Source organism: Aphanothece hegewaldii CCALA 016 (assembly GCF_003007785.1).
Taxonomy (GTDB): domain Bacteria; phylum Cyanobacteriota; class Cyanobacteriia; order Cyanobacteriales; family Microcystaceae; genus Chroococcus; species Chroococcus hegewaldii.
Genome location: NZ_PXOH01000032.1, coordinates 1 through 13,718, shown reverse-complemented (window position 1 = coordinate 13,718; position 13,718 = coordinate 1). Strand labels below are relative to the sequence as shown.

9 protein-coding genes and 1 pseudogene are annotated in these 13,718 nt (G+C 40.1%); 7 read left to right on the top strand and 3 right to left on the bottom strand.

All coding sequences use genetic code 11. From position 1 onward, the window contains the following. Window positions 1-75 precede the first annotated feature (75 nt). Both C7H19_RS20350 and C7H19_RS20345 read left to right on the top strand, forming a co-directional pair. Window positions 76-1,449, top strand: coding sequence for a cobyrinic acid a,c-diamide synthase CobB (locus C7H19_RS20350; RefSeq protein WP_219907700.1), 1,374 nt, complete (start codon window positions 76-78; stop codon window positions 1,447-1,449). A 439-nt stretch (window positions 1,450-1,888) separates the two neighbouring features. Further along, a complete protein-coding gene (locus C7H19_RS20345; RefSeq protein ID WP_106458754.1) occupies window positions 1,889-3,661 on the top strand; it encodes an iron uptake porin in 1,773 nt (590 codons plus the stop codon). 115 nt (window positions 3,662-3,776) lie between these two features. Here the strand turns inward: C7H19_RS20345 and psb35 are convergent, their stop codons facing one another. Continuing rightward, window positions 3,777-3,986 (bottom strand): photosystem II assembly protein Psb35, encoded by a 210-nt coding sequence (psb35, locus tag C7H19_RS20340; protein ID WP_106458753.1) that lies wholly within the window; start codon window positions 3,984-3,986, stop codon window positions 3,777-3,779. A 121-nt stretch (window positions 3,987-4,107) separates the two neighbouring features. On the opposite strand from psb35, the gene C7H19_RS20335 reads away from it, so the two are divergent. From C7H19_RS20335 to coaBC, 3 genes are read left to right on the top strand one after another with little or no spacing between them, the layout of a single operon-like run. Then, the gene (locus C7H19_RS20335) at window positions 4,108-7,728 is read left to right on the top strand and encodes a CAAX protease (RefSeq protein WP_245927674.1); all 3,621 of its coding nucleotides are present in this window, start codon (window positions 4,108-4,110) and stop codon (window positions 7,726-7,728) included. Between the two features lie 9 nt (window positions 7,729-7,737). Next, window positions 7,738-8,484, top strand: a complete 747-nt coding sequence (locus C7H19_RS20330; protein ID WP_106458751.1) for a DUF3011 domain-containing protein — start codon at window positions 7,738-7,740, stop codon at window positions 8,482-8,484. A gap of 23 nt (window positions 8,485-8,507) precedes the next feature. Further along, complete coding sequence (coaBC, locus tag C7H19_RS20325; RefSeq protein ID WP_106458750.1) at window positions 8,508-9,755, top strand: bifunctional phosphopantothenoylcysteine decarboxylase/phosphopantothenate--cysteine ligase CoaBC; 1,248 nt, start codon at window positions 8,508-8,510, stop codon at window positions 9,753-9,755. Window positions 9,756-9,780: 25 nt separating this feature from the next. Here the strand turns inward: coaBC and C7H19_RS20320 are convergent, their stop codons facing one another. Both C7H19_RS20320 and C7H19_RS20315 read right to left on the bottom strand, forming a co-directional pair. Then, window positions 9,781-10,356 carry a hypothetical protein gene (locus C7H19_RS20320; RefSeq protein ID WP_106458749.1) on the bottom strand — a complete coding sequence of 192 codons (576 nt, stop codon included), beginning with the start codon at window positions 10,354-10,356 and terminating at the stop codon, window positions 9,781-9,783. Between the two features lie 78 nt (window positions 10,357-10,434). Then, window positions 10,435-11,307: an MBL fold metallo-hydrolase gene (locus tag C7H19_RS20315; protein WP_106458748.1), complete on the bottom strand. Its 873-nt coding sequence runs from the start codon at window positions 11,305-11,307 to the stop codon at window positions 10,435-10,437. Window positions 11,308-11,533: 226 nt separating this feature from the next. Between C7H19_RS20315 and C7H19_RS20310 the strand changes: the two genes are divergently transcribed. After that, on the top strand, window positions 11,534-13,339 hold the full coding sequence (locus C7H19_RS20310; protein ID WP_106458747.1) for an ABC transporter ATP-binding protein: 1,806 nt from the start codon (window positions 11,534-11,536) through the stop codon (window positions 13,337-13,339). A 170-nt stretch (window positions 13,340-13,509) separates the two neighbouring features. Continuing rightward, window positions 13,510-13,718 (top strand): annotated as a pseudogene (locus C7H19_RS20305) (photosystem II q(b) protein); the annotation flags it as partial.

Genomic DNA, 13,718 nt, shown 5'->3' with positions numbered 1-13,718 from the left:
AGTCCTAATTTTATATTTAATATTTTCGGCTATGACGGAGATGGGTACTAAATTTCCCCCAAAAAAATAATGTCGATTATTATTGCAGGCGAAAGAAGTGGCGTAGGTAAAACGACAATAACTTTAGCGATTTTATCTTTTTTAATCCTACAAGGTGAGCAAGTTCAATCTTTTAAAGTTGGGCCAGATTATATCGATCCCATGTTTCATACAGCGATTACTAAGCGTCCCTGTCGTAATCTAGATCCAATTTTAACTTCAGAAGATTATGTTAAATTTTGTTTCAATTATTATTCACAAAATACAAAATATGCACTAATCGAAGGGGTAATGGGATTATTTGATGGAGTAAAACTAGAGCAAAATAGGGACTATGCAAGTACAGCCCATATTGCTAGAATTCTTGATCTGAGCGTTATCTTAGTGATTGATTGTAGTCGTCTTTCAGGCTCTGTCGCAGCGATAGCGAGGGGTTATCGTTGTTTTGATCCCAGAGTAAAATTAGCAGGTGTAATCTTAAATAAAGTCGGAAGCGATCGACATTTAGAACTGTTAGAAGAAGCTTTATTGAAGGTAAATATGCCGATTTTTGGGGTTTTTCGTCGTCATGATTTAATTACCCTACGCGATCGACATTTAGGATTAGTCCCAACTCAAGAAATCCCCGATTTAAACCCATTATTTGAACAATTAGCCACAAAAGCGCAAATAAGTTTAAAATGGGAAACTCTTTTACCATTATTAACGGTTAAGCGAGGTTTTATCCCTCCCTCACCCAACTTGATTCTAGAAACCGCTAAAGTGAATTCCGTTAAAATTGGAGTGGCGCAGGATAAAGCATTTAGTTTTTACTATCAAGATAATTTAGATACATTAGAAAAATTAGGAGCCGAGCTTGTTTTTTGGAGTCCCATAGAGGAGCCGAGTTTACCATTAGGATTAAAAGGCTTATATTTTGGCGGCGGTTTTCCAGAAATGTTTGCTCAAAGATTAGCCGAAAATCAAACCGTTAGAGAAGCGGTGAAAAAAGCGATCGCTTCTGGAATGCCCACTTATGCCGAATGTGGCGGTTTAATGTATTTGTGTGAGCATCTAATTGATTTTGAACAGAAAATTTGGCCGATGGTTGGCGTATTGCCCGCATTGACACAGATGGGAAAAAGTTTAACTTTAGGGTATCGAAAAGGAACCGCACAACAAGACAGTTCAACGATCGTAGCAGGATCTAGTATTTGGGGACATGAGTTTCACCGTTCCCAAATTACGCCACTTCCAATGTATCCCCTGTTTTTGCTGGAAGGTTTGTCCAAAAATGCGCCACAAATAGCAGAAGGATGGACGGTGGCTAATCTCCATGCGTCTTACTTACACGTACATTTTGGGGGATATCCTGCGGTTGCCCAAAGATTTCTCAATTCTTGCCTTGCATTTTCTCTTCGAGTTAGTTAAGCTGTAAATAGTTAGATTTTAGTAAAAGCCATTTAGGGAATAAGGAGGTGATGCCCATGATAGAAAGTAGTAAAAGCATGGGTCACCTAGTTGATGCAAGTCGGCTGTGTGCCGGGGCTGTTCTCTAGCTCTCAGACTTAACCCTTTAAGACTGGCAATCTGGAGATTCTTCCGGCAGTCAGACATTAACTAGGAGACCCGCTAGACCGCCTTTATTCTTTGTATTACCAATCAATGATCGGGTAATTCAAAGATTAAGGGCGGATAGTCTATTTATATAGGTCTTTGGGGCAAGAATTTTAAGGAAATAAGAAAAATTTTTAAACTGTCTATTTTTTTACGCCCAATTAATTTATATATAATACAATGAACAATGAGGTTATAAACGTTGAACGTGAAGTAACTTCCATAATGGTGTATGGTGTGAGGAAAATTTAAAATGTCTAAGCTGACTTGGAAATCATTACTAATCAGCCCAGCGCTTTTAGGAATTGCGTTAGCAGTTTCGTCTCCGGCTCAAGCTAATGAGGCGCTGACCACGATTGAAGATAGTCAAACGGGTTTTACAACTGAGAATACGAATCAGGTTCAACCAACATCGAACCCAGTCGTTAATCAACTCGAAGATTACGGTGCAGAAGGCTCTCTAGCCACACAAGATCAGGTAACAAGTGTTAACCAATTACGAGACGTAGAACCTACGGCTTGGGCTTTTGAAGCACTCAGAAGCTTAGTAGAACGCTATGGTTGTATTGTAGGTTATCCCGATCGAACCTTTCGCGGCAACCGTGCGCTATCCCGTTGGGAATTTGCCGCCGGTTTAAACGCTTGTATGAACACGATGGAACGTCTTATCCAAGATGGCGTTAGCGTAGCCCGTGAAGATATCGACAAACTCAAAAGATTAATGGAAGAGTTCCAAGCTGAACTCGCCGCTTTGGGTGCAAGAGTTGATAATTTAGAATCAAGAGTCTCCTTCTTAGAAGATCATCAGTTTTCAACAACGACTAAATTAGCGGGTGAAGTCATCTTCGCTGTTACCGATGTTTTTGGTGATACAGATGAATCAGTACAAACCGCTTTCCAAAGTCGGGTACGTTTATCTTTTAATACAAGTTTCACCGGTAAAGATCGTTTAGTCACTCGGATTGCCGCAGGTTCTGGTAATCCGTTTGAGTTAGATTTTGAAACCGTCAGATTTTACCCCAACGGTAATATTGGCACAACTCCTTTAGATAATGTTGCTAGTCCTACTTTAAAACAAACGTTTAACCTAGCACCGAGTACCGATAACGATGCCTTAATCGACTGGTTAGCTTACTATACTCCAGTTGGCCCCGTCAGCTTATACGTTTCGGCTTGGGGTGGTATTCCTAGCGACTTCTTACCGACGACAAACCCCTTCTTTGAAGACTACGACGGCGGTAATGGTGCGCTATCGACTTTTGCTTCAGAAAACCCAATCTTCAGAATTGGTGGCGGTTCTGGTGGTGGTATCAGCCTTCCCATCGGTGGCGGAATTCTCGGACCAAATGCAGCAATAACGGTTGGTTATTTAGCTCCTTTTGCTAATGATCCCCGTGAAGGTGCTGGTTTATTTAATGGTGACTATGCCGCTTATGGTCAGTTAAACTTTAACTTGTTTGACAAATTAGCGATCGGTGCAACCTATGTTCACGGTTACCACAGTGCGGATAGTGCGATCTTTACCAATACAGTTGGTACAGAACTGGCTAACTTCTCCGAATCTTTCTTAACTAACAGTGGCTGGTCTGTTGATTTCCGTCAAAAAGTCACGAATAGCTATGGTCTACAAGGCGCACTCCGATTAACTGACTGGTTGAGTGTCAGTGCTTTCGGGATGTATTCTGATGTCACACTTTTAGGCCGAGGTAATGCCGAAGTTTGGAGTTATGGTGGTGGTGTTTCCTTCCCTGACTTATTTAAGTCTGGAAACGTTTTAGGTATCTTTGCTGGTGTACCTCCCTATGTAGCTGGTTTAAATGCAAATATAAACCCGGCTGATGGAGCCGCCGATCAAAGACGGTACAATGCACCGCTTCACGTCGAAGTCTTCTACAAATACCAAGTCACCGATAATATTTCTTTCACTCCTGGTGTCATCTGGATTAAAAATCCTTCCCAAGCGCGTCTTCAAGGAGATAACGAAGACGTATTTATTGGTACACTTCGCGGTACATTTACCTTCTAAGATCGTGTCTATATAACTTATCTCCAGTCAAACTCTGTCTTTTAGGGCAGAGTTTTTTTAGTGTTTTGGGAACCTTAACTCTAAACTTATCAAATAGATTAGCGAGGATTTCACATTAATTATTTTTACTTTGATCGGATGCTTGTTCTTCTACATCTAGTTTTGGTACAAAATCAGGACGATCGGTATTTTCCCATCCTGCAGGTCGTTTAGAATTGTACCAAGCGATCGATCCGATTGTAACAGCAGCAATAAACCCAATCACATAGACAGCCACGAAATAAGTTGGAAATGTACCCGTAGAAGTAGTAGATAATAAATACATAAGTTAATAAGTCTAAAGTTTTGTAACTAAACTGTTGCTGATCTTATCAGAATTAGACACATCGTTGATAATTTTGTGTGATTGTGGTTATTGTTTGCTTTTTTTAAAGCCAATTATGCCTATGCTAGACCTATATGAACTGTGGACACTCACACAAGGCGCATTAAGCTTACAGTTTCAAGATTTCCAAGAGATTAATAGCTTGACAAATGGCTTATTATATGCTACACCCATAGCACTTTTGTCAGGTTTATCGGTTGGCTTTGGTCAAATTATTATACTTTTCGTTAACCGCGTCACACCGATTCGCTTTATTTTCAGCTTACTGATCAATGCAGTTTTATATACATTCGGTTTTTTATTTCTAGTTTTTAGTACTTGGTTAATTTGTTTAGTTCCGGGGTCAGTACATTTATCTTTTAGCAGTTTAGTAAAAGTATTAGGTTTAAGCTATGCGCCGTTGTTGCTAGGTTTTCTGGGAGCTATACCTTACTTAGGCGTTCCAATTATTTCGATTCTTTCTGTTTGGCATTTATTAGCGATGGTCGTCGGTTTTGCGGCGATCGCGCAGGTTCCATCTGGTATAGCGTTTGGTTATGTAGCCTTTGGCTGGATTGTTCTACAGATTTTACAACAAACAATCGGACAACCGATCGCTAATTTTGGACGCTGGTTAGCCGATCTTGTAGCAGGAGTACAACTCAAAACCCGTAACCGTGATATCGTCCAACTTATACAAACTGGATTAAGCGAAATAGTAACACCCGTAACCAACAGAGTACAACTAGGTGGAGGGTCGACAGTCGCTTTACAAAAAGAACCGAGTAGTATCTCCAAAACCATTGAAGTCATCTTATTTTCAGTTGGGATGATTATTTTAGGATTGCTCATTGCTGTTTTATTACAACCCTTAAGATCCGATCTATTTGGTTGGTACAAAAATGCGCCTAACATTTTTCAATGGAGTTTTGATCTCCTTTGGATCGGATTTATTGCGATCGCCGTAGCTGGACTTCTTGCACCCTTAGAAACCCTTGGTTGGTGGGCGGGTTGGTACAGTGACGAAGTTGATCCCACCGTTAATATTGGTCAACTTGCTGAACCAATCTCAGAAAATGAGAATATTTCTCGATATTTAATATATTTAGATGGAATTGGTCAATCTAGCTCCCAATACTTACCAGATGTGGAAGATTTTCTCGATGCTTTAGCCCCTGCATTACCAAATGATATCGCCTTAATTCGCGGTTTAATGACCTATTCAGTCATGAATAACCCCCTCGATGATGAAAATCGCCCTTTAGCCTTTTTGTGGCGTACAGCCGATCGCTTACGGTTGGCTAATCCTGCGAGTTTATTGGGACTAATGGTTAACATTCGTAATGTTCTCATTGTTGCGGTTTCTGCCGATCAACGGTACGGACCGATCTACAATCAGGGAATTGCTCAGATTATGTATAATTCTCTGATTAGTAATGGTTATAAGCCAAATAGTAATATTCCCATTACTCTAATTGGTTATAGTGGTGGGGGTCAAATGTCGGCTGCTTCGGCTCCTTTTTTAAGACGGGCAACTGGCGCACCTATCGACGTGATTTCCTTGGGAGGGGTGATCAGTGGTAATTGTAATATTTTAAAACTAGAACATTTGTATCATTTAAAAGGGGAGCAAGACAGTGTAGAACGCCTAGGCCCGATTATGTTTCCAGGACGTTGGAAAATATTTTCTCTATCTTATTGGAATCGAGCGAAACGACGAGGAAAAATCAGTATTATTTCATTAGGGCCAGTAGGTCATCAAGTTCCGGGGGGTTTACTCGATCCTAATGCGCGATTTGCCGATGGAAGGTCTCACTTACAGCAAACCATCGACTATATTTTAAAGATTTTACGAGGACAACTTTTAATTACACCCACCACACAAATTCATAAACAGCTTAGTAACTACGCACTTTATAAACAAGCAGATATAAATTGTCCAAGTTATTATCCCCTAACACAAACCGTTGATCTATCTTTATATCAACCGATCGGCGAATGGATGGGGCGTTTAATTTTACCCGAACTCAGTGAGCGATCTCAAGTACGTGGGGTATTATTTAAAGTCCATCACACACCCAGAGAATTTGAACATCTGATCGGTCAGATCGTAAATCTCAGATGGGGAAATGATCCTTATATTAAATATATGCGACGGGCTTTACTGCGCGATGTACACTTTAGTGCCGATGCCGAATATACCAGTAAATATGGTGGTTTAGTACATCCCGATCGCCTCAATCATTGGCGACAAGTCGATCCGCTAGAATCTTTAGCTGGTTCTCGTCCAGTTGATGATGTGATTGTAATGCTATGTGGAAAAGTAGAGACGCGCCATGGCGCGTCTTTACAATCGGAAAAGACAAAACGTTATAACTTGTATATTCATGAACAACCAGTACAAATTAGTGGGCGCTATTATGCTTTAGTTAAATTTATTACTCCAATTACAGGAACCGATCGCTTTAAAGTCATTCATTTTAATCCCAATAGCAAAAACTTTGACGGTGTGACTGAAGTTGTCCGAATGCCTCCTGTAATAGCGGATCAAAACGGCTGTTATCCTTCAACTGTTAATAAAATTGAACAATCTCTCCTCAATGATACGGGATGGTATATTTATGGTGCAAAAGATCAAGAAGGTCGTTTTGTCGTGCAATCATTAGCACCGCGATCGCTCCTACGACTTGTACCAGATCGAGTGCTGTTCGGAACAAGAGCATCTTATCAGTATATCCGTCAAGAAACATGGGCAGATATTAAAGAACAAAAAGGGAAAATTTCCTCTGTTTTACTGTGCGGGGGCAAACATATCGAAGAAACTGGAGAAATTCAACAAGCGATATCGACATGGAATGAAGGCGATCAAGGTTTAGTTTTACACGTTTATGGCGGAATTGGGGGTAAGAAAAAAGAACCCGCCGCCGCAACTCCGATCTTTTTTGGTCATTTTGCCTATGGTGTAGCAACAGTGATTCGAGAACCGATCGCGGGGGAATTAGTATTTGATATTCGTTACTATCAAGTCTATACTCACAACACCGATGGTTTGATTGCAGGGACATTACATTGGTCACGGTATATGGGCGATCGCCAATTTGGTTGGGCGGGAGTTCGTCCCGTGTGTGATCTAATAATCAAACATACACCGGTGACTAAAGAATTTGACTTTGATTTTGATGGTATTAAAGAATCGGCTCTTAGTATGATGGAACTGCATCTACAAGCAATGACCGCACGTTATCGAATTGGAGATGGCACAGGGGGAACTTATGTCGGACCTGCGAATAATTGTTCTCAAGACTCCAATCAAGCTTTATTTGCTAGTATTCGACATATTCAGCAAATGATTAATTCTAACCATTCGTTTGAAAATTGGCTCTCAAGAAACCCCATTCAGGCTGGCCGATATCAACAATTAGTACAATTAGGCCAATCATTGCAAAAAGAACTACAACCATTTGGCGCACCTCGTTCGGATTGGGAGAATAACGAATACAATCTGGGTAGTACATTAGAAGACGCACCCCTAAGAAATCTTTGGACAGGGATCAGCAGTTGGAAAACTCTTTTACCTCGTTTCGCAAGCGATCGAATTGTTCAGGTATTCTTAAAACAGGGTGCATCTGTGTGGGTGCTTCGTACCAATCAAATCGGCGGAGATGACCCAGATATTGAGCCTATTAGTCCATTTACGCTTTAATGATCTTTTATGCTGCATCAATCTATACTAATTTTTGTACTGTTTTTATCATCAATTCCTTTTGCTCCCAAACCGGCGCTCGCTCAATATGTTAGTTGTGAGAGTGAACGGGGGAAAACTAATCGTTGTCGAATTGATGCAAGAAATGGCGTTCGTCTTGTGCGAGAACGTTCTCAAACACCATGTGATGGAAATTGGTCTTATCGAGATGGGTATATAACGGTTAGAAATGGTTGTCGGGGAGATTTTGAAGCCATTCGTCGCAATAATAATAATAATGACGATTGGGGGAATAGTGGAAGCGGGAATAGACAACGTGTCACCTGCGAGAGTGTCCACAATAATAAGAAAAGTTGTCCGATCAATACTCGTGGTGGTGTGCGCTTGGTAGAAGAGTTATCTAGTGCATCTTGTCGCAACAACTGGACGGCTGATGGGGGATATGTCACGGTGAGAAATGGCTGTCGTGGCGTGTTTGAATCTCGTAACAGTGGAGGTAGTGGGGGTAGCAGTCGCTATCGAGAGTTTGGCAATATTGCGGGTCTGGGTTATTTTGTTGTGGATCGATCGAGTTACTATCGTAATGGCTCCGTTCAAGAATTTGATGCGATCGTCAATAATAACCGCGAAAGATGGTGGGTTAACTGTCGTAATGGTGTTCTCGGACAAGGCAATGATTTTGACTATTCTTCTCGGAGCAGTCGCAACCAAAGCCCTAGACAAATTGTCGATTTTGTCTGTAGTGATCGCTACTAATTTACATTTTACTAAAATTATCTATGAAAATTTGGGATTTTACGCCACCACCTGAGTCAGATTTAGAGGATCATGATGTTCCCTTAGATGGATATCATTTACAGAATAAGCGCATCGCTTTGTTAGTAACTGGGGGTATCGCCGCCATGAAAGCCCCCATACTGGCTAGAGCCTTACGACGATATGGGGCGCAGGTAGTGGCGTTTACCTCAGATGAAGCGTTACGCTATACCACCATCGATACCTTAGCATGGAGTACCAATAATCCCGTCATCACCCATCTTACCCCTGCTGCCGAACATTTAAGCGATCGTACACCGTTTGATTTGTATTTAGTCGCACCAGCAACCTACAACACCATTAATAAAATGCGTTATGGTATTGCTGATGGCGTAATTACTACAACTCTAGCGTCTGCGATCGGTCGTATGGAACAAGGCAAAACAAAGATTATGATTGTTCCAACGATGCACGGTAGTTTACATAATTCCATTCTAACGGAATCATTGAAAACACTACATCAAATGGGTATTGCAATTATGCCACCCAGAGAAGATTATGGTAAACATAATTTACCCCCAGAAAAAGAAATTACGGTTGAGGTTTGTCGTTTAATCAGTCATTCTCCCCTACAAGGAATGAATATTTTAATTACTGGTGGGCCAACTCCCGTTTTAATAGATAGTATTCGTCGTATAACAAATCGTTTTACTGGACATTTAGGCGTAGAAATTACCGAAGAACTGTATTTAAGAGGGGCGAATGTACATTTAATTCATGGACAAGGAAGTTATCAACCTCCATCTTATTTACCTTATCAAATTATTGATACTTATGACGAATATTTAACACAAGTTCTAAACACTTTAAGTGATAAAAAATATGATGTAGGAATCTTTACCGCCGCCGTAGCAGACTATAAACCCGAAGAAATATTAGTCGGTAAAACGCCGAGTGGGGGAGTCTTAAAAACAATTAATTTAGTTCCAACAATTAAAATTATTGAAGTCGTTAAAGATAAATTTCCTGATTTATCGATGATTACTTTTAAATATCAAGAAAATGTTAGTCATGAGAAATTAATTGAAATCGCTCAAAATCGATTAAACAAAGGTTATTCGGCGGTCATAGCGAATCGAGGCGAAGAATTCGGCAACCAAGGTGAACAAATTGCCTATTTAGTCACCGCTAATCAGGAGCCGCAAAAAATGATTAGTAAAAAACAAATTGCCGTAGAAATCGCCAATTATATTGAACAAAATAAAAAATAAATAAATATTTAGCACACGAATTAATTTAGTCGGGTAAAGCAAAACCCGTTCTAGGATCGCGGATAAATAAACCAAGAACTAAAGTAGACATAACCAGATCCCAAACAGGGGTTACTCTTTCGGCATCATCTACCCAATAATCGAAAGTAATTAAACATTGAACATTAGAACCTAAACCGAGCGCAATTCTCGAATAAGCAGGACGATTTTCTTGAGGATCAATAAACTTAAATTGAGTCCAAACGACGCGGGCAGTTTGTCGCTTAAATTGATGAATTTCGTCTTGTTCGATGGGTTGTCGCGTATCATCTTTAACCACCTTTTTTAATAGATCAACCAAAGGAAACGCCGCCCAATTTCCAGGAGGTAGTAGATTAAAAGAAGCTTCTAAACGACAATCATCTTTAGGAGGTTTGCGATCAAGAAAACAAAAGGAATTTTCTTGCGGTTCAAAATGCCAATTATCGGGAATATCAAAACGTAAAGCCCCTCTCCCGGCGACAAAGATTCGAGTACCGGGTTGTGATTGCCAGTTATGATTCTCTTCGAGTTCTAGAGTTTCTTTAATCCATTTAAGATCGTGCTTTTTGCGCTTAGACATAGACCATAATAGAAGTTAACTTTTATTTATTACTGTAGTATATCTATTTTGTGGGGACGAGCAAAATCAACTCAATCACTAATTTTTCTCTAGCCAATCTAAACACACTTGCATTTCATGTTTCATGGATTTTGCATCAGTCTGGAAACGACGACCATGACCCGGTAAGACCCATTCAAAAGTATAATTTGCTAAGTTCTTCATTGATTTTTTTAATTCTGACCAAGAATACCAACAAGCATATTTAAAAGCATAAAGATGATGGAGGGTTTCCGACCAAGCTAAATGATCGCCTGTAAATAAATATTTGTTGTTATACAATAAAACAGTATGACCTTTAGTATGTCCTGGAACGGGGATAATTAAAAGCTCAGAATCCAAAGAATAAGGTTCATGATCTGATATTTTAATTTCTACATCTTTGGTTCCGCTCGATATTTCATCTTTATGGAGAATGCGATCGCAACCGAAATGCTCATGAAATTTCTGATGATCGGCTACATCATCTCGATGAGTTAAATAGAGATATTTAATTCCGCCCATTGCTTCAATTTTCTTAACCAACGGTGGTGAGAAACGGGGAGAATCTACTAAAATATTACCTTCAGGACGAACAATTAAATAACTCGCTGCACCAAAAGAATTTTCAGCATGATAACCACAGTGATAAACATTTTCTGACACTAAAATAGGAATACTTTCTTGAACTGTTTTAATATCTTTGGGTTTTTCGACTGTACCAATAGAAGCAGTTGGGCAAGATAATAAAGCTTGTAATGCGCGTAATTCTTCTATACTATTACTAGGCTGATGATAAACTGCTGATTGCTCGCCCGCTTCATAAAAAACCTCTGGAGCCATCCAGCGACAAGTATCACAATCTATACAAGTATCATCAACATAAAAATTACCTTGGATATTTTCCGAGCGACGCTGTTGTAATTTAGCCATTTCTTTTTCCTGCTTTTGAAGGATTTCGACTGAAATGTGTACAAAGGTTAACTAACGATGATGCGATAATTCTGTGAGGATTCGTTTTCTGATAACAAATCTGATTTAATTATATCTTTTAAAAAAGGGTAGATGTGTGGTCGTCAAACCCTCTTTGTGACTTGACAGATTTACGCCCTGTTAAATCGATAGAATATAACAATTACAACAAGTTTTTCTTCTTCTTGTGCCAACTCATCTAAAACGCGCCCATCCTCTGTCTCGTCTTCTCAATTATGGACGTAATTATCGCCATAAAATCAGACAAGCGACCATCTATTCTATCCTTAATAAACTCTTCGATCTCGCTCCTCCAGTATTGATCGGAGCCGCCGTAGATGTGGTAGTCAAGCCACAAGAGTCTGTAATTGCTCGTTTTGGAATTTATGACGTTTTTAGTCAATTATTGATTTTAACGGCTCTATCGGTCTTAATTTGGGGCTTAGAATCGATTTTTGAATATGCCTACGAGTATATTTGGCGTAATCTAGCTCAGAATATTCAACACGATCTACGTTTAGATGCTTACAGCCATATCCAAGATTTGGAGTTAGCTTATTTTGAGGAGCGTTCGACGGGTTCTCTTTTATCGATCCTCAATGATGATATTAATCAATTAGAGCGATTTTTAGACGTTGGGGCTAACGAGATTTTACAGGTTCTTACAACGGTAGTGGTTATTGGAACGGCTTTCTTTGTGCTAACTCCTACGATCGCTTGGATGACTTTGTTACCAATTCCTGTGATTCTCTGGGGTTCTGTTGCCTTTCAAAATTTTCTCGCGCCTCGTTATGCTGATGTTAGAGAAAAAGTTAGTGATCTTAACAGCCGTCTTTCAAATAATTTGAATGGGATGATGACGATTAAAAGCTTTACTACAGAAGCTTACGAGATAGAACGCCTCAGAATTGAAAGTGAAGCCTATCGTCAGAGTAACCGTAAAGCGATCAAGTTGAGTGCAGCATTTATCCCTTTAATTCGTCTTGTTATTCTAGCGAGTTTCTGTGCGATACTTTTATTTGGCGGCATGGAAGTAGCCAAAGGTGAGTTAGCAGTAGGAACTTATAGCGTTTTGGTTTTCCTGACTCAACGCCTGTTATGGCCGCTAACTCGTTTAGGACAAACACTGGATCTCTATCAACGGGCAATGGCTTCGACTAACCGGGTGATGGATCTTTTAGATACTCCGATCGCTATCTATTCTGGTGATATCTCGTTACCATCAAGCGAACTTCGTGGGGAAATTATTTTAAATCAGGTTTCTTTTGCTTATCAAGAAGGTTATCCGATTTTAGAAAACCTTTCCTTAAAGATTCCGGCACAACAGAAAATTGCGATCGTTGGTTCGACGGGTTCGGGAAAAAGTACTCTTATCAAATTGTTGCTGAGACTTTATGAAATTTCCACAGGAAGTATTACCCTTGATGGGATCGATATCAGGAAAATTTTTCTTCACGATTTACGGCGTAGTATTGGTTTAGTCAGTCAGGATGTCTTTCTTTTTCATGGCACGGTTAAAGAAAACATTGCCTATGGTAATCCTGATGCGACGATGGAGGAAATTATTAAAGCCGCTAAATTGGCCGAAGCTCATCTATTTATTGAGCAATTACCTCAAAGATACGACACAATTGTCGGAGAGAGAGGACAGAAGTTATCCGGAGGACAAAGACAACGGATCTCAATTGCTAGAGCGATTTTGAAAAACCCACCTATTTTGATTTTCGATGAAGCTACCTCCTCTGTCGATAACGAAACTGAAGCCGCGATCGCCCGTTCTTTAGAACAGATTACCAAGCATCGCACGACAATTGTAATAGCCCATCGTCTGTCTACGATTCGTCATGCTGATTGTATTTATGTCATGGAATACGGGCAAATCGTCGAACGTGGAACCCATGAAGCATTAATTGAATTGGGAGGAATCTACGCTAACCTCTGGCGTGTTCAAACGGGGGAGGGACAAACTTTTATGTTTTCAAATGTCAACTAAAAAATACGCTCACTGCAAGACATTTTTCCGATTTCATATTTACATAAGTAAAACTTATAAATCTTATATGTAATATTTTTGTGAAAGTTCTTTACAAACCGTTACAAAATGCTTAAGATAAAAACATCATACAAATTGAACCTTGAAAACCAAATAGGAATCATAAAGCAATGACCACCACCCTACAACAACGCTCAAGCGCGTCAGTATGGGAGCAGTTCTGCCAGTGGATCACCAGCACCAACAACCGTCTATATGTCGGCTGGTTCGGTGTACTAATGATCCCCACCCTGCTTACCGCTACCACCTGTTTCTTAATCGCCTTCGTCGCTGCACCTCCAGTAGACATCGACGGAATCCGCGAACCCGTAGCAGGTTC